Raw genomic sequence first — 16,246 nt, forward strand, 5'->3', positions numbered from 1 at the left:
CCCTAACCGCTGCGCCGCTTGGCTTCAAGCTGCTCCAGCACGGATTTCACCTGCAGCACGCCCAGGCGAGGACTCGACAATACCGGCTTGCCGATCGAATCCCTCAACGACGCTTCCATCCGAGCCATCGAGCCTTGTGCCAGCACCAGCACCTCAGCTTGCTGAGCGACCCGCTTTGCCGTCTCCATCAGAAGCCGGTCATGCTTTGCCGGATCGCCGGACACCAGCGCGTCGAACGCGCCTGCAGCCAGTCCCGGAATAAGCGTTATTTCCTTCCCGGCTTCCTCGGCCGATCGCTGGATCAGCCGCATCGTCGGCTCCAGCGTCGACGGCAGCGTAGCCAGCACGGCGATTTTCCCGTACTGCTCCGCTGCAAGCGACGCCATCGATTCGTCGATTTTGACGATCGGCGTTTTCATCCAGCCGCGTGCTTCATCCGCCACCTCGCCGACGGAGGAGCAGGTGTTCAAGATGACATCCGCCCCGATTTCCTCGCCGTTGACATAATACTGAGTCAGCCTTTTCGCGACGCCCGCCGGAATATGGCCGGCCTTGACCACATCCCCGATCAGGCTGTCGTCGATAATGTTCACAAGCCTGCAATCCGGCAAAATTTCCTTAAACACCGCCTTAAGCGGATCGGCAAGCCCTTGTCCCGTATAAACCGCCACTACCGTCTTCATTCCGTTTTCCCCCTTAACTATTTCCGGCATTGCCGGGCTCCTAGGCCCGGCTTTCATCCTATCCGTCCGCTACCAGACAAGCTCCTCGTCCGGACGGCGGTACTCGCCCTCGCGCATCGGAGCCTGCTCATAAACCTTGCGCCCGCTGTAAAACGGATGGCTCGTGCCCTGCGGCGAAATGCCGACGACGTCGTCTCCCTGCCATTCCGTCACGAAAGCCTGGCCGATGGCCGTCTCGACCGTCTGCCTTCTTGCAAGCGGAAACTCGATCGTAATCGTTTCTCCCGCGGACGCTGCTCCGAGCAGCAAAAAGTGCTCGTTCACCCACCGGCTCGGCTCGCTGCCTTTCCCCGTTTCCGTCCGGCCGCCCAGCTCCCGCGTGAACGTTACCTTCGCATACCCCGCCCATTCCGGAATCCGGACCTGCAGCCTTGGAATATCGCGGTGAATATGAAGCACCAGCTTGCCCTCATGCGGCAAATAGCTGTCCACGTCCAGCCACTTCGAGCCGCGGTTCAGCAGGAAGTTGACGCTGACGGCGCCGTTTTTCTCGGTAACCGTATTGCTCCAGCCCATGTACAAGCCGCGTGTGCCCGAGCCGAGACAGCAAATTTGCAAATCGTTTGTATGACCGCGCCCGTGATTGACGTTGCAGCAAAAATCGTTCGGCGCCGAATAGCCGGCAAACGCCCCGCGCGTCCGCTTCGCAATGGTCTCATACGTAATCAGTCCGGGAACGTTCATAGAACGGTCGTCCGTCTCCTTCACCCAATCCATGTCGAGCAGCTGCGATTCCGCCAAATGGTTGCGGATATAACGCTCGACGACGCCCCAATATTTTGTGTAGCCGCTTTGCGCCAGCGTAATGCCGGTGGAGATCAGATCGACGAGCGAGCATGTCTCATGCTCGTACGCCTGCTCCTTCATGTCGCCCGGCGTCCAGCCGAACGCGGTGCACTGCGTCACCGCCCAAGCGTAGCTTTTCTCTACAAAAGCGATAAGCGCCGCGTCGCCCGTAAAGACGCCGAACCGGGCCAATGCGTCAAGCGTGCCGAGACGGGTGTGGAAATGCCCGCTCCGGTAAGCCAGAGCGTCGTTAAAGCTGCCGTCGGCATTAAACACGCCGCTTCTTTGCACAATTAAAGCGGTAAAGAACTGGCACAGCTCGAAGGCGTCCTGATTGCCCGTCAGCTCGTGATATTTCAGCAGCGGCATGACCAGCCTGCCGCAGAATGCCGCCGGATCGGGCGCGAGTCTCAGCTGTACGGCGTTCGAGGATGGCCAGCCGCCTTCCTTGTACTCCGAAGCCGGGTAATACCATACGTCCCTCTCCTTAATAGCGATTCGCTTCAATGCGGCGACATGCTTATCGGCCGCTTCCTTGACCGCCGGATCGCCAGTCGCCAAGTACCAGGTTGTCAGCGACAAAATAACGGCACGCTGGTCGATCAAGTTGGCGTTTGGCTCCCAGTTATGATGCGGATTGGTCTGCCGGTAGCTGAGTCCGTCCTCCTTGAAGAAGGAGAGCAGGTTCGCCCTGTATTTCTCCTCAATTTCGGTACCGAACGTCTCCCCGGACATATGCCGGGCCAAAATCATCCCGTCCACCATCCGCCCGTGCGACGAGCCGTAGTCCCAATCGCCATGCGTAAGGTTAGCCGGCTCCTTCATCAGGTTCGCCGCAAAAAAAGGAATATCGTTGTAGTCGCGGTCCGCCATGCCCGCAATCGCGTTCATTGCGTGACCGGCTCTGTCCTCCAGCGTAAGGGTGTCGGGTATTAATCTCTTCGTCATTTGTCCTCTCTCCTCATCATTTGTTCAGTCTTAGCGAGCCGCGGTAATCGCCGATCGTCATGCCCGTTTTCTTCTTGAAAATCTGGCTGAAATACCGGTAATCCTCATAGCCGACCCGCTTCGCGATTTCATAGTTTTTGCCGGCGGAGCCCTCCATCAGCTCGATGGCTTTGCCGATTCTGTAATCCGTCAAATAGTCGACGAAATTGCTGCCTGTCGTCCGTTTGAACAAACGGCTCAAATAATCCGGATTCAAAAAACGGCTTTCTGCGATCTGATGCAGGCTGAGCGGCCGGTCGTAATGAAGCTCGATCAGCCTTTGAATCTCCTTCACAATCTGCTCGCCCTGCCTGCCGCCTGTCGGAGCGTTCGCAGAGAACACCGCCGGCAGCAGCTCCCCGGCCATCAGCTCTTTGATGGACGCCTCATCTTGCTTAAGGCCGATCGACTCCGTATAGGCCAGAGAGCTTTTCCCGCTCAGCCTCTCCAGACTGGTGCCGGACGCCTGCAGCTGCTTCTCCAGCGAATGGACGAATAACGCCGCGTTTCGCTGCAGCTCCCCTACAGTTGCGCTCTCCTGCGCAATCGCGTCGTAGAAGCGGCCGAACTCCTCCAGAGCAGCTTCCCCGTTGCCAAGCTGCACATACAGCAGAACCGCCTGCTCCAGCTCCCGCGGATAGGCTGACGCTTTCACGCCTGCCTGCGGCCCCGCCGGGCCGCCCGCCAGCACGATAAGCTCCGACTCGGCCAGCCTTCTGCCGTTCAGAGCCTGTTTAGTCCGGATGTAGAGGCCGGGAAACCGGTCGAAGCTCTCTGCCCTTTCGGCGATGCCGAAGCTGTACCCGACGCCGGCAAGCCGCTTGATCGCCCTCTGCAGCTTCGGGATCAGGCGAAGCAGCCCGGCTTCATCCAGCCGCCTGCCGAACAGGCACAGCACGATCCCGCCGCAGCCGCCAGGAGCTTTCGTCATCACGACTTCCCATTCCCCGCCGAAATAAAATGGCCGCTCCTGCCGCAGCAGCTGCCGAAGGCCTTCCATAACAGCATGCCGGTCGGCACTTTCCGCGCTTCGGTCGGGCAGGGCGAGAAGCAGCCTGGCGTCGGCGGCATGCCAGCCGTCCGGCGGGACGGCGACGTCCACAGCCCCGGCCCCGTCCGCTCCGTCTCCGGCAAGGGTCTGCCGCAGCCAGCTCTGCCAGCGGTCGCTGCTTGCCCGGGACCGCTCTCCGTCCCTCCTGTCCAGCTCCGCCAGCGCCTTCCCAAGCACGCCCAGCAGCTCCTCGCGTTTCAGCGGCTTGAGCAAATAATCGAACGCATTATGCCTGATCGCCTCCTTCGTATATTCGAAATCGGAGTAGCCGCTAACGACGACCGTAAGCAGCTCCGGAAGCTCCGAGCCGAGCAGGCGCAGCAGCTCCCTGCCGTCCAGCCCGGGCATCCGCATGTCGAGAAACAGCAGATCCGGCTTTAGGCCGAGCGCCATATGGTAGGCATCCTCGCCGTCCTCCGCCTCGCCGGCCAGCTCGAGCCCCAGCTCCTCCCACGGGATAGCCCCGATCAGGCCCCGGCGAATCCATCGCTCGTCGTCGACAATCATGACCCTCCTCATCCGCTCCGCCTCCCTTCTCTGCGTTAATGTCTTTTGCTAAAGCCGTGCATGTATGTTGACCCGGCCCGGCAGCTTCAGCCCTTCACCGAGCCTGCCGTCAATCCGTCGATAATGTATCTTTGCAGGAACAGATAGATCAGGAGCACCGGCGCGATGACGACCAGCATAAACGCAAACACGACGCCCCAGTTCGTGCTGTACAGCGTGACGAAATTGAATACCTGCAGCACGATGGTCCACTTGGTGCTGTCCGTCACCAGATAGAACGGCCCGAAGAAATCGTTCCACACCGAGACGATGACGACGATCGAGACGGTAACCAGCACCGTGCTGACAAGCGGCAAAATGATCCGGAAATAAAGCCGGAAATAGCCGCAGCCCTCCAGAACGGCCGCCTCGTCCAGCTCACGCGGCACTGATTTCATAAAGCCGACGAGCAGGAAGACGGAGAACGGCAGCAGCACCGCCGTGTAATACATAATGATGCTGAGATAGCTGCCCTTCATGTGCAGCATGTCCATCAGCCGAATCGTGGGCACGATGGATACCGGCACGATCAGCCCCATAATAAAGGCCATGTAGATACCCTGCAAAAATTTTCCGCCGCGTCGCTGAATGACGAATGCGGCCATCGAGGCGAACAGGTTGACGCACAGCACGACAAGCGCCGACATCAGGAAGCTGTTTTTGAAGCCCCGCAAAATATTGTCCTGGCTGAGCACCTCACGGTAATTGTCCAGCTCCCACGTCGTCGGCAGAGATAGCCCGAACAGGGCCGACTCCCGGATTCCCTTGAATGAATTGACAAAAATCATGAAGAAAGGTATGAGAATGACCAAAGCGAGCGCAACCGCAACGATTTCCAGAATAACGGGAGACAGCTTGGCTTTCATTACATCTCGACCTCCCTTTTCTTCATCGCCATCAGAACCGGTACGCCGACCAGGGTGACAAGCACGAACAGCAGCATGTTAATCGCCGTCGCATAACCCATTTCGCCGGAGCTGAACGTATTGCGGATATAGGTGTAGAACACCTCGGTCGTATAGCCCGGCCCGCCCTCGGTAAGCACCATCACGATTTCGAATACCTTCATGGAGCCGATCATCGCAAGCAGCACGTTCACGGTAAATGCCGGGGCCAGCAGCGGAAACACAACATGCTTGAAACGGGTCCAGTAGCTTGCTCCATCAATAGAAGCGCATTCGGTCAAATCCTTCGGAATGAACTGCAGGCCGGCGAGATAGACGACCATCGAGAAGCCCGCCACCCTCCAAATATCCGTTACGATAATCGTGAATAAGGCGAATCTGGGGTCGTTCAGCCAATCCTGCATCATGGAATCAAGGCCGACCGAGTCAAAAATCCGGTTGACGATGCCGTGCTCGGGATGATAGATCGCCCGGAAAATATAGCCGATCACGAGCGGAGCGATAACGTAAGGCATAAAAAAGATCATCCGGAGCAGGTTTCGCAGCTTCAGCTTTTCATTTAATATTAACGCCAGCGCGATTCCAGTGACGTTCTGCAGCACAGTAACCGCAGCGGCGAATATAAGCGTATTTGTAAAAGCCTTCTTTAATCTCGGTTCATTAAACAGCTCCCTGTAATTGTCAAGCCCGATAAACTTGATCTCGTCCGCGTTAATGTTCCAGTCCGTAAAACTGTAATAGATGCCGATGACGGTCGGCGTAATGAAAAACAGCAAAAACACGATGATTGCGGGAAACGAAAAAAATAAAGGATACTTCTTTCTCTCCATGCGGCTCCCTCCTGATCTTTTAAGGCAGGGGCCGCCTGCCGTTCAACCGCCAGGTCGCCCCGCGGCAGCCCCTCGTTCATTGCCGGATCTTATAATCGCTTAGAAGCCTTCCAGCCGCTTGGAGTTTCCATCCTTCACGTAATTCGTATCCATTTCCTTAATGGCCGCATCGACATCGCCCGAAATGTGGAAGCTTTGCAGCGTTTTCCCAAGATCGAGGAAGGAGGCGGTCAGCCGGTTTTGTACGTTAACCTTGGACTTTCCGGAGTCGATGTACTGCTGCACCGTTTGCTGAACCGGATACAGCTCGCTCGTCGCGCCTTTAAAAATCGGAATGCCAGGGTGGCTCGCATAAAACATGTTGACGCTTTCGCTCGAAATCATAAACTTGACGAGCTCCTTCGCCGCTTCCAGGTTTTTCGCCTTGGACGGCACCATGAGCTGATTCGGAGGCGTTATCATCGCCGTGCCGGTATCGGTTGCCGACGGGAACGGGAAGAAGCCGATTTTGTCTCTGACAAAATCCTTGCCGAACTTTTTCTCCAGCTGCGGCAAAATGCCGTCAAGCATAAAGGCCATCGCCACCTTGCCTTCGCCCATTTCATTCTGCAGCTCGTCGAACGTGCCGGAGAGCGTATTTTTCTGGAAAAGGCCCAGCTCCTTAAGCTCCTTCGATTTGACAAACAAGTCCTTAAGCGCCGCTATTTCCGACAGCTTCAGCTCATTCTTGTCAAGCTTGCGAACGCCCTCGTCCCCGATTTCCTGATCGACCTGGCTCACCCAGCCCGTCAGATAGAACACCTGCGTCGGCCATCCGTCCTTCACGCCTTCATAAAACGGGGTAATTCCCGCCGCCTTCACCTTTTTGGCGATTTCAATCAGATCGGCATAGTTAGCCGGAGGTTCGACTCCGACCTTTGCGAAGACGTCCTTGTTATAGAACACGCCCATCATGCCGGTTTTGCCGAATGGAACGCCGTAGGCTTTGCCGTCCGCGTTTTTCTGGAATTCCACGATCGAATCGATGACGTTATCCCATACGCCGGCTTCGCCCGACCACTCGTAAAGAGTTTCATCCGCTCTAAGCTTTACATATTGCTTCGTTCCCGGCTGCATCAGGAACACATCGGGAAAATCGCCGGTCGAGAAGCGGGTTTTCAGCATGTTGTCGTAATCCCCGCCCGGCAGCGCCTGAACCTCTACCTTGTTGCCCGTTTTTTCCTCGAACGCTTTGAAAATCTCGTTATACGGCGTCACGTCATCCGTATTCGGAATGAGAAAGGTCAGCGTAACCGGGTCCTTCGCCGGCGCAGACGCCGGGCTTTCGGAAGCCGGCTGGTCCGAGCCTTCCGCCGCCGTACCCGGCTGTTCGCCGTTATTGCCGCCGCAAGCCGCTAAAGCCGTCATCATCAACATCATGGTCAGCCATACATAAATCGCTTTCATTTTATACATGCTCCGACACCCTCTCAAAAATAGTCCGTTACAGCTTCATTATATGAAAGCGCTTCATTACGGCCTATTCATGATTTCGACCTGTTTTGTTAAAAATTCTGACTTTTCAGAATCCGCCAGCTTGTCGATCGGGATGAGCAGCGTGATCTCCGTGCCTGCTCCTTCTTTGCTGTCGATCCGAAATTGGAATCGGGGACCGCAGCGGAGAGCGTAACGGGAATATACGTTTTGAATACCGATCCCCATGCGCGCTTCGTTCAGCTCATGTCCGGCTTGCAGAAGCGGCGGCCGCAGGCTGGCCCGGATGCCGGCAAGCCGCTTGTCCGGAATGCCAACCCCGTCGTCTTTGACGGTCAGAACGATAAATTCGTCCTCCTGCCGGGCGGCTGTCGTAATTGTGCCTTTGCCGCGCTTTCTCTCGATTCCGTGGAACACGGCATTCTCTACGAGCGGCTGAAGCGTCATTTTCAGCAGCGGCAGGCCAACCAGCTCCTCTCCGATCTGCTGGTCGTAATGGATTTTATCCTCGAAGCGGATTTTCTGGATGCTCATGTAGGCGTCGATCTGTACAAGCTCCTCCTGCAGCGTGACGACTTCGTTTTTGTTTTTCGTATTGTACCGGAATATATCGGCGAGCGACTCCGCCATCCCGCTGATCTCCTTCACCTGGTAGTAGTCGGACATCGCCCTGATGCTGTCCAGCGTGTTGTACAGGAAATGCGGATTGATCTGCGAATACAGCATGGCGAGCTCCGCCTCCTGCAGCTTGATCTGGTTGACGTACCTGGTCTCGATCAGCTGCCGCAGCTCCTCCTGCATCGCATTGAAGTTCATCGCGATCCTGCCGATTTCGTCCAGCCGCTTTACCTCTACCCTTGCCGAGAAATCGCCTCTTTTTATCCGGTTCACCGACTTGTACAAATGGAGGATCGGCTTCGTAATCCGCTGCCCGAACAAGAAGGAGATGATCAGCGTAATGACAAAAGCGCTAACCGCCGTCCAGATAACCGTCGATTTGATTACGTCAAGCGAACCGAAAATATCCGCCTTCGGAATAACCAGCACCGCCTTCCACCCCGAATAGCCGGAACGCATATACGATACAAGCTGCTCTCCTCCCGCCGTATCGTTCCAGAACCTGCCCCGGTTGCCGTTGATCAGGTCCATCAAAGCGGGCTCGGACGCGTAGGCGTGGCTGTCGCCCGAGGCATAGACGACCCGGTTGCCCTCGTCCAGGATAAGAATGCTGCTATGCTCGGACAAACCTTCGTTGCGGCCGATGCTGTTAAAAATTTCGGAACGATATTCCGCCCTGACGATCATAAACCTGACGGGATTGGAAAAATCGCGAATCATAATAGCCGAGAAATAGGCGGCTTCATCACCGTCTGCGCGTTCGGCCTCGGGAATATATCCGCTGAAAAACACCTCGCCGTCCTTCGCCACGGTCGAACGAAACCATTCCGCATGGCTCACTTGCGAGGCATCCCGCAGGCCGCTGCCGTCCGACGAGCTCAGCAGCTCTCCGGTGCTGTAATAAATTTGGAACCGGATAAAATCGCGGATCGGCGTTACGTTGAAGCTCTTCAAATAAAGATCGCCGATGCGCTGCCGGAACTGAAACCGTTCGCGGTCGCTCAGCTCGGGATACAGATTAATTCCGTCGATGTAGCTTTGCTCGTTATAAGCCGCTAGCAGCAGGTTCCGCTTGCTGTGGAAGTCGTTGTCCATATTTTTTTCGATTTGCTGAACGAGCAGAAGACTGGCCGATTCGGCCTGCTTCGCCATCGTCGTATAGGAAATATAGAAGGAAACGGAGCCTACCAGCGTGATGCAAACTAGAATGATAATAAAATAACTCAGCAACAGAACCGTACGGATTCGGATGCCGATCCCTCCCCAATGGTCGCAGTAAGCTAAAATGACCCAAGCTCTTCGTCCGTTGAGCTTGGGCTGTATGAATGCCGAATCCGCATTGTCAAATGGCGTCTGCTTCTATCATGGCTGCTGCTCTCCCCTATGATAAAAGCTTAATCTCTATCAAACAATAGGTGGATACGACTCTTAAGCAGGTCATCTGATGACTTTTCATCCAAAAAAGGATACACTAAAAAAATAGAACGGATAGGAACAATTTTATCCCTTTGAAAGGTGACGCCGATGGATGCAACGAATAACCGTCCGCTCAAAAGCCACGAGTGGGTATTGAACGACGTGAAGCGTCAAATTATGAACGGGGAACTCGCAGAGGGGAGCAGGCTTCCGTCGGTAGCCGAGCTTGCAGGCTCTTATGGAGTGGGGCAATCGACGGTGCGCGAAGCGTTAAGCGCACTCAAGGCGATGGGACTTCTGACGATTCGTCAAGGCAGCGGAACCTATGTGAATGCGCTCGCGGGATCGGCATCGGCGCAGCAGCCCGCTTTTCTGAACGAAGAATCTTGGGTAGGACGCGCTCATACGCTGCGCCATGTGCTGGAGGTGCGCAAGGTGCTCGAAACCGGCTGCGCCTCGTTAGCCGCCCGCAACCGGACGGAGGAAGACCTCGCCGCCCTCTCGGCTACGCTAGAGCAGATGCAGTCGGCGATTGAGGACGAATCGCTCAACGAGCAGGCGGACATCCTCTTCCACAAACAAATTGCCGCCGCCACCCATAACCCGATGCTCGCAGAAATGATGGGATCGCTGTCGCATCATTTGCATGACAGCATGAAGGATACCCGCGCTTTATGGTTTTATTCGCAGCTGTCCTCCGCCGAAAGGCTGCTGGCAGAGCACCGCTCTATTTATGAGGCAATCGCTTCGCGCTACGATGCCGAAGCCGCCCGGCTGATGGAGGTGCACATTTCCAAAGTTGAAGCCGTGCTGTACGACAAGCTTTCCTCCCGCTGAGGAAGCTCAAAAAAACCCTTGCTTCCGCAAGGGTTTTGATCACGATTTAAGTTATGGTGCGGTAGAGAGGACTCGAACCTCCACGGGCGTACGCCCACTACCCCCTCAAGATAGCGTGTCTGCCATTCCACCACTACCGCACATTTCAAATTTGTTCATCCTTCACACTCATTCGCACCGAGGGATGGAGCAAATGGTGAGCCATGAAGGACTCGAACCTTCGACACCCTGATTAAAAGTCAGGTGCTCTACCAACTGAGCTAATGGCTCTCACTGTGACTTCTAGCAATTCTGCAGAGCTGTTCACTCAGAAGAATAATGGTGACCCGTAGGGGATTCGAACCCCTGTTACCTCCGTGAAAGGGAGGTGTCTTAACCCCTTGACCAACGGGCCGTGAAAAACTGTTATCTGTGAGACAACAAAAATAATTATATCAGCTATTTCGAGAAAGTACAAGCTTTTTTTTAAAACTTATTCCGCTTGAGCAGCAAGCGGGGCTCTTTACCCCACCGTCTCCGCTTTAAACACGTTGTCAAGCTTCTCTTCCTGTGTCAGTCTCTTCTTCAGCGGCACCTTTACGTCCCGCCCCAGCTCCTTGAAGAAAGTCTCGACGTCGCATTCCACGTTATCCACCGATACCGTTAAAACGCCTTTATCGGCGATCGCTTCGTTGCCTTCTTCCTGAACGGATACGTCGATTGAATATTTCTTCATTAAGGTGTTGCTGTATCTCGCGAAAATTTCCAATAATTCTTCGTTGGTGAATTTGGCAATTGCAGCTTGTCCCTTGTTCGTGAAGTTCAAGTTAACTCTCATGTTCACAACTCCTCACTCGAATGATGCATCTGCTTACGCGACGTAGCGACTAAGAACGAAAAAACCACTCTCTAATCAGATTTTTGCGATCTGACTTTAAAGTGGCAGCATCTATCGGAATGGTGTCCATTAGGCAACACCGTGTTCATTCACCTTATTAGGTAACGATAAAATTATGGTGCGGTAGAGAGGACTCGAACCTCCACGGGCGTACGCCCACTACCCCCTCAAGATAGCGTGTCTGCCATTCCACCACTACCGCACGTTTCAAAATTATTCATCCTTCACTCTCATCCGCTCCGAGGGATGGAGCAAATGGTGAGCCATGAAGGACTCGAACCTTCGACACCCTGATTAAAAGTCAGGTGCTCTACCAACTGAGCTAATGGCTCTCACTGTAACTGTAAAGCAACTCTGAAAAGCTGTTCACTCAGGAGAATAATGGTGACCCGTAGGGGATTCGAACCCCTGTTACCTCCGTGAAAGGGAGGTGTCTTAACCCCTTGACCAACGGGCCTGATTCAATTATTATTGCTTGTCCGCATTCCGATTGCCTGACGGGCAAATAAAAAAGACCGGTTGAACGGTCTCCCGTTGCAAGCATTTGCGAAAATCATGTGGCGGAGAGAGAGGGATTCGAACCCTCGCACCACTTACGCAGTCTAACCCCTTAGCAGAGGGTCCCCTTGAGCCACTTGGGTATCTCTCCAGAACTGGCTCCCCGAACAGGACTCGAACCTGTGACAACTCGATTAACAGTCGAGTGCTCTACCGACTGAGCTATCAGGGAAAATTGTAAAAGCGACTTTTATAATGTACCATTACCCCGGATTATTGTCAAGCATAATTATTTTTAATTTTCCCCGGCATTTTCCGCAGGCATATTTGGACGGATCCAGCTTCCGTTTCCGCATATATTCCATGCCGCATTTTACGCATACCAGCTTGTACCGGTAAGGCGCAGCCTTCCGTGCCGCCCGCTCGGGCAGCGTGCCGCAATAACGCGAACCGCCGACATGCGCCAGCAAATTTTTGAAATCGGCATCGCGATGCCTGTATCCCCGTTTCATGAGATGCAAATGATAATGGCACAGCTCATGCTTAATGATTTTTTCCGTCTCCTCGCGTCCGAACGCCATAAGCTGGTGCGGGCTGATCTCGATATGATGGCTCTTCATGAAATAGCGTCCGCCCGTCGCCTTAAGCCGGCTGTTAAAGGTCGCTTTGTGCAAAAACGGCCGTCCGAACGATTGGAGCGACACCTGCTCTACCCACTGCTGCAAAGCTTCGTTATCCATTCATTAATCTCCCCCAACTACTTGAATTTTAAAGCCCCGATAGGCTACACTGTCAAGTAGGAATTACTAAAACGGCTTCATACATTAGAAAATCGGCAACAAACCGAGGGGAGACCAATTACGACGATGGCTACTATGCGCTATGTACTTATGAAACAAACGGACGGCATCCTGTTCGTGGAGATGCCCGCTTCTCACGCTTATCAGCTAAGTGCGCTGAATTTGCGCCTTCATAAAGAAATCGACAAACTGACGGCCGAGGATGTCCCTAACCTGCCGTATGCTGTGGCGGAATGCAATGAAGTTGAGCTGCACGACCCTTCCATTTCGATCGTTTCAGGGCTGGATTACATTAACGGGCTCGAGCGCGACTTCGCGGGCGTACAAGAGAAATCCTATCCCCTGATTTCGCTTCTGACGGAAATCCGGGCGCTTCAGGCCCAGCTGGAGCAATGGTACGAGGAATACGAGGAAGAACAATCAATTCGGTAGGACCTGCACGTACATCCGCTCTTCCCCATATGGTAATAGTACAACAAGCGAGGCCCGGGGAGGAGGACGATGCATATGCCGCAGTGGCTGTGCAACCAACTGATGCGCGCATTTCTGAAGAAAGACCGCAGACAAATCAAGCTGCTCAACGATTGCTGGTATTTCTACCGCAGCAAGCAAGGTCCGAAGGAGCAGGCGAGCATTACGGAATTCCATTGATTCCAATCCATGCTTTCCAAAGCATATCGATAACAAAAAAACCGGCTCCCGTTCGGCGTTCGGCAGGGGCCGGTTTGTTATTTCTGCCTGATTATAGACCATTCACGAAAACGATATCGTCGATCGGAAGACGTGTTGTAGGATGGCCCTCGGCAGCCGCTTTGCCGATCGGAAGCATCAGCGTCGGCAAATACCGGTCCGGAATTTGGAACAGCTCCCTCACCTGATCCCGGTTGTAGCCGCCCATTGGTACTGTGTCATAGCCCTTCGCGCGAGCAGTCAGCATAATTTGCATGGCTACCAGCCCCGTATCGAATACGACGATTTCCTTCAGTCTATCCGCCGGCAGCGAGGAATACATTCTCGTGGAGTTCGCGATAAAGTTGCCTGCCGTTTCCTCCGTCATGTAGCCCGCCTTAACAGCCGCCCCGTAAATTTGATCGGATAAGCTGTACATTTCAAGATCGCCCAGAACGATAACGATAGCGGAAGCTTCCGTCACCTGCTGCTGATTAAATGCGATCGGAAGCAGCTTCTGCTTCAGCTCCGGATCGGTTACGACGAGAAACCGCCATGGCTGCATATTGGAAGAAGAAGGGGCTTTCGTCGCGATTTCCAAAATTTCTTTCACTTCATCTTGAGTGATGACCGCACTGCTGTCATATTTGCGGACGGAGCGCCGCGATTCCAGCACTTCAAAAAAAGGCGTTTGTTCTTTCGATTGAATCTGAGCGTCAGCATCGGTACGGATTGCTTGCGTCATTAGGTTTCCCTCCTGAAAAAATCACTCTTTATATTTAGATAAACTGTAACTTTAATAATCACAGTATATCCATATTCCTTACTCATGTCAACTAACTTACTTTGTTTTATTTGCTTATTTTATCCGGAGCAATAATAAAAGCCGTCCCAAGACCGCCTGCGGTCAAGGAACGACTCTTCTGCCGTCAGACAGGCTTGCGCATCGTCAAGCCTACCCGTCCTTTCTTCTCGTCAACGCTGATCACCCATACCGTTACAATATCCCCAACCGATACGACATCCATTGGATGTTTGACGAATTTATCGCTCATCTGCGAAATATGAACAAGCCCGTCGTTCTTAATGCCGATATCCACAAATGCGCCGAAGTCGATAACATTGCGCACCGTCCCCTGCAGCTCCATTCCTTGCTTCAAATCCTCGATCGCAAGGACGTCCGTATGGAAGATCGGAGGAGGCAGCTCCTCGCGCGGATCCCGCCCCGGCTTCAGCAGGCTGTCGATAATGTCCCGCAAGGTAGGTACGCCTACGCCGAGAGCCGGCGCCAGTGTATCCGCATCCGCTTTCGCCAGCTTTGCCTTCAGATCGTCTGTGCCCAGCTGCTTAAGGTCCAGCCCCAGCTCCCCGAACAGCCTGTCCACGACGTCATAGGACTCCGGATGGATCGGCGTCCGGTCGAGCGGATTCGCCGCTTCGGGAATCCGGAGGAAGCCGATGCACTGCTCATAGGACTTTGCGCCAAGGCGAGGGACTTTCTGAAGCTGCGTCCGTTTGACGAAACGCCCGTTCTCCTCGCGGTATTTCACGATATTTTTGGCAATCGTAGCATTGACACCCGCCACGTACGACAGCAGCGATGCCGAAGCGGTATTCACGTCGACACCGACGTGGTTAACCGCCGATTCCACGACGCCGCCAAGCGTCTCGTCAAGCCGTTTTTGGCTGACGTCGTGCTGATATTGCCCAACACCTATCGCCTTGGGCTCGATCTTCACCAGCTCCGCCAGCGGATCCTGCAGCCTGCGCGCAATGGAGACGGCGCTGCGTTCTGCGACATCAAGCGAAGGGAACTCCTCCTGGGCGAGCTTGGACGCCGAATAGACGCTCGCGCCCGCTTCGTTGACGATAATATATTTCAGCTCGGCTCCGCCCGCTGCTGCGGCTTTGCGTTTGCCAAGCAGGCCCGCGATGAACTGCTCCGTTTCGCGCGAAGCGGTGCCGTTGCCGATAACAATCAGCTCTACCTTGTACTTGTCGATCAATCCGTTGATCAGCTTCTCCGCTTCGGCGACTTTATTGTTCGGGGGAGTCGGATAAGAGACGGCTACCTCCAGCAGCTTTCCCGTGTCGTCGATGACGGCAAGCTTGCAGCCCGTCCGGAATGCCGGGTCGACGCCAAGCACGATATTGCCCCGGACCGGCGGCTGAAGCAGCAAATTCCGCAGGTTTGTCGAAAAGATCGAAATCGCGTGCTCTTCCGCCTTCTCAGTCAGCTCGCCGCGCACCTCGCGCTCTATGGACGGCGCAATCAGCCGTTTATACGAATCCTCGATAACAGCTATGAGCACGTCGCGGACCGGCTGCGCGGTTCCGTTTCTGAGCAGCTTGCGCTGAACGTGCTCGTGAATCCGCTCTGCGGGAACGTCAAGCGAAACGCGCAGCACCTCCTCGCGCTCCGCCCGGTTAATTGCCAGCAAGCGGTGCGGAGGCAGCTTGCGGACCGGCTCCTGGTAGCTGTAGTACATTTCGTATACGGTTTCCTCGGACGGATTTTTCGCATCCGTCTTCAGCACAGCCTGATCGAACGTAAATTTGCGGACCCAGGCACGGATCGATGCGTCATCGGCGATATTTTCAGCCAATATGTCCATAGCGCCTTGTAGCGCATCCTGCGCGGACGGCACTCCCTTATCCGAATCGATGAACCGGGACGCTTCGGCCAGCGGATCGCCCTGACGGGGCTGCGACCACAGCCAGTTCGCCAGAGGCTCGAGCCCTCTTTCCTTCGCGACGCTGGCGCGGGTTTTGCGCTTTTGCCGGTAAGGACGGTAAAGGTCCTCGACCTCCTGAAGCTTAACGGACTGGCTGATGGCAGCTTGCAGCTCATCGGTCAGCTTGCCCTGCTCGGCGATCAAACGGATGACCTCGCGCTTGCGCTCTTCAAGATTCCGCATGTATTGAAGCTTCTCTTCGATCGACCGGAGTTCGTTCTCATCCAGCTCGCCCGTCATTTCCTTCCGGTACCGTGCGATAAAAGGTATCGTATTTCCTTCATCAAGCAGCCCGACGGCCGACTTGACCTTCGTGATCGGGATGGACAGCTGCGAGGCTATCCCTTTCACTATTCTTTCGCTTTCAGCGGCCTTTTCTTCTGCCGTCAGCTTCGACTTGACCGCCGACTCTTCGGTTTCGTCCGCATATTTCTGTACTTTCGTATCCGCCAAGCCTCCTGCACCATCCTTTGCG

14 protein-coding genes and 8 tRNA genes are annotated in these 16,246 nt (G+C 54.7%); 3 read left to right on the plus strand and 19 right to left on the minus strand.

All coding sequences use genetic code 11. The features are described from left to right. Positions 1-2: 2 nt before the first annotated feature. From KP806_RS11745 to KP806_RS11775, 7 genes are all read right to left on the minus strand, one after another. Positions 3-683, minus strand: coding sequence for an aspartate/glutamate racemase family protein (locus tag KP806_RS11745; RefSeq protein ID WP_224723786.1), 681 nt, complete (start codon positions 681-683; stop codon positions 3-5). 69 nt (positions 684-752) lie between these two features. After that, positions 753-2,477 carry a glycoside hydrolase family protein gene (locus KP806_RS11750; RefSeq protein ID WP_224723787.1) on the minus strand — a complete coding sequence of 575 codons (1,725 nt, stop codon included), beginning with the start codon at positions 2,475-2,477 and terminating at the stop codon, positions 753-755. A 16-nt stretch (positions 2,478-2,493) separates the two neighbouring features. Beyond that, positions 2,494-4,086: a response regulator gene (locus tag KP806_RS11755; RefSeq protein ID WP_224723788.1), complete on the minus strand. Its 1,593-nt coding sequence runs from the start codon at positions 4,084-4,086 to the stop codon at positions 2,494-2,496. Positions 4,087-4,160: 74 nt separating this feature from the next. Continuing rightward, positions 4,161-4,979: a carbohydrate ABC transporter permease gene (locus KP806_RS11760; protein WP_224723789.1), complete on the minus strand. Its 819-nt coding sequence runs from the start codon at positions 4,977-4,979 to the stop codon at positions 4,161-4,163. Further along, on the minus strand, positions 4,979-5,848 hold the full coding sequence (locus KP806_RS11765; RefSeq protein ID WP_224723790.1) for a carbohydrate ABC transporter permease: 870 nt from the start codon (positions 5,846-5,848) through the stop codon (positions 4,979-4,981). Before KP806_RS11765 ends, KP806_RS11760 begins: the two co-directional genes overlap by 1 nt. Positions 5,849-5,947: 99 nt before the next feature. Further along, positions 5,948-7,303: an ABC transporter substrate-binding protein gene (locus KP806_RS11770; protein ID WP_224723791.1), complete on the minus strand. Its 1,356-nt coding sequence runs from the start codon at positions 7,301-7,303 to the stop codon at positions 5,948-5,950. A gap of 57 nt (positions 7,304-7,360) precedes the next feature. After that, entirely contained in the window at positions 7,361-9,169 is a 1,809-nt protein-coding gene (locus KP806_RS11775; protein ID WP_224723792.1) for a cache domain-containing sensor histidine kinase, read from the minus strand. A gap of 294 nt (positions 9,170-9,463) precedes the next feature. Between KP806_RS11775 and KP806_RS11780 the strand changes: the two genes are divergently transcribed. Further along, entirely contained in the window at positions 9,464-10,192 is a 729-nt protein-coding gene (locus KP806_RS11780; RefSeq protein ID WP_224723793.1) for a FadR/GntR family transcriptional regulator, read from the plus strand. A gap of 54 nt (positions 10,193-10,246) precedes the next feature. On the opposite strand, the gene KP806_RS11785 is transcribed toward KP806_RS11780, so the two are convergent. The 10 genes from KP806_RS11785 to KP806_RS11830 form a co-directional block, all read right to left on the minus strand. Further along, a tRNA-Leu gene (locus KP806_RS11785) sits at positions 10,247-10,332 on the minus strand. 54 nt (positions 10,333-10,386) lie between these two features. Then, positions 10,387-10,462, minus strand: a tRNA-Lys gene (locus KP806_RS11790). 49 nt (positions 10,463-10,511) lie between these two features. After that, positions 10,512-10,586, minus strand: a tRNA-Glu gene (locus KP806_RS11795). Positions 10,587-10,694: 108 nt separating this feature from the next. Next, a complete protein-coding gene (locus KP806_RS11800) occupies positions 10,695-11,009 on the minus strand; it encodes a hypothetical protein (protein ID WP_224723794.1) in 315 nt (104 codons plus the stop codon). A gap of 176 nt (positions 11,010-11,185) precedes the next feature. Beyond that, a tRNA-Leu gene (locus KP806_RS11805) sits at positions 11,186-11,271 on the minus strand. A 54-nt stretch (positions 11,272-11,325) separates the two neighbouring features. Beyond that, positions 11,326-11,401 (minus strand) — tRNA-Lys (locus KP806_RS11810). Positions 11,402-11,451: 50 nt separating this feature from the next. Beyond that, positions 11,452-11,526 (minus strand) — tRNA-Glu (locus KP806_RS11815). A gap of 101 nt (positions 11,527-11,627) precedes the next feature. Further along, positions 11,628-11,718, minus strand: a tRNA-Ser gene (locus KP806_RS11820). A gap of 5 nt (positions 11,719-11,723) precedes the next feature. Continuing rightward, positions 11,724-11,799 (minus strand) — tRNA-Asn (locus KP806_RS11825). A 31-nt stretch (positions 11,800-11,830) separates the two neighbouring features. Continuing rightward, positions 11,831-12,307, minus strand: a complete 477-nt coding sequence (locus KP806_RS11830; protein WP_224723795.1) for a SprT family protein — start codon at positions 12,305-12,307, stop codon at positions 11,831-11,833. A 126-nt stretch (positions 12,308-12,433) separates the two neighbouring features. On the opposite strand from KP806_RS11830, the gene KP806_RS11835 reads away from it, so the two are divergent. Both KP806_RS11835 and cmpA read left to right on the plus strand, forming a co-directional pair. Next, positions 12,434-12,799, plus strand: a complete 366-nt coding sequence (locus tag KP806_RS11835) for a hydrolase/acyltransferase (protein ID WP_224723796.1) — start codon at positions 12,434-12,436, stop codon at positions 12,797-12,799. A gap of 75 nt (positions 12,800-12,874) precedes the next feature. Further along, the gene (cmpA, locus tag KP806_RS11840; RefSeq protein WP_224723797.1) at positions 12,875-13,018 is read left to right on the plus strand and encodes a cortex morphogenetic protein CmpA; all 144 of its coding nucleotides are present in this window, start codon (positions 12,875-12,877) and stop codon (positions 13,016-13,018) included. Positions 13,019-13,109: 91 nt separating this feature from the next. On the opposite strand, the gene KP806_RS11845 is transcribed toward cmpA, so the two are convergent. Together KP806_RS11845 and KP806_RS11850 are read right to left on the minus strand one after the other, a co-directional pair. After that, positions 13,110-13,781 (minus strand): nitroreductase family protein, encoded by a 672-nt coding sequence (locus KP806_RS11845; RefSeq protein ID WP_224723798.1) that lies wholly within the window; start codon positions 13,779-13,781, stop codon positions 13,110-13,112. A 184-nt stretch (positions 13,782-13,965) separates the two neighbouring features. Continuing rightward, positions 13,966-16,224 (minus strand): Tex family protein, encoded by a 2,259-nt coding sequence (locus tag KP806_RS11850; RefSeq protein WP_318153586.1) that lies wholly within the window; start codon positions 16,222-16,224, stop codon positions 13,966-13,968. Between the last annotated feature and the right edge of the window lie 22 nt (positions 16,225-16,246).

Origin of the sequence: Paenibacillus vietnamensis (genome assembly GCF_020169515.1) — a bacterium.
GTDB classification, from domain to species: Bacteria; Bacillota; Bacilli; order Paenibacillales; family Paenibacillaceae; genus Pristimantibacillus; species Pristimantibacillus vietnamensis.

Bases quoted from the DNA above. Each gene is read 5' to 3' on its own strand.
- KP806_RS11765 (WP_224723790.1), bottom strand. From the start codon at position 5,848: ATGGAGAGAAAGAAGTATCCTTTATTTTTTTCGTTTCCCGCAATCATC.
- KP806_RS11750 (WP_224723787.1), bottom strand. From the start codon at position 2,477: ATGACGAAGAGATTAATACCCGACACCCTTACGCTGGAGGACAGAGCC.
- KP806_RS11760 (WP_224723789.1), bottom strand. From the start codon at position 4,979: ATGAAAGCCAAGCTGTCTCCCGTTATTCTGGAAATCGTTGCGGTTGCG.
- KP806_RS11830 (WP_224723795.1), bottom strand. From the start codon at position 12,307: ATGGATAACGAAGCTTTGCAGCAGTGGGTAGAGCAGGTGTCGCTCCAA.
- KP806_RS11845 (WP_224723798.1), bottom strand. From the start codon at position 13,781: ATGACGCAAGCAATCCGTACCGATGCTGACGCTCAGATTCAATCGAAA.
- KP806_RS11770 (WP_224723791.1), bottom strand. From the start codon at position 7,303: ATGTATAAAATGAAAGCGATTTATGTATGGCTGACCATGATGTTGATG.
- KP806_RS11835 (WP_224723796.1), top strand. From the start codon at position 12,434: ATGGCTACTATGCGCTATGTACTTATGAAACAAACGGACGGCATCCTG.
- cmpA (WP_224723797.1), top strand. From the start codon at position 12,875: ATGCCGCAGTGGCTGTGCAACCAACTGATGCGCGCATTTCTGAAGAAA.
- KP806_RS11780 (WP_224723793.1), top strand. From the start codon at position 9,464: ATGGATGCAACGAATAACCGTCCGCTCAAAAGCCACGAGTGGGTATTG.
- KP806_RS11755 (WP_224723788.1), bottom strand. From the start codon at position 4,086: ATGAGGAGGGTCATGATTGTCGACGACGAGCGATGGATTCGCCGGGGC.
- KP806_RS11745 (WP_224723786.1), bottom strand. From the start codon at position 683: ATGAAGACGGTAGTGGCGGTTTATACGGGACAAGGGCTTGCCGATCCG.
- KP806_RS11800 (WP_224723794.1), bottom strand. From the start codon at position 11,009: ATGAGAGTTAACTTGAACTTCACGAACAAGGGACAAGCTGCAATTGCC.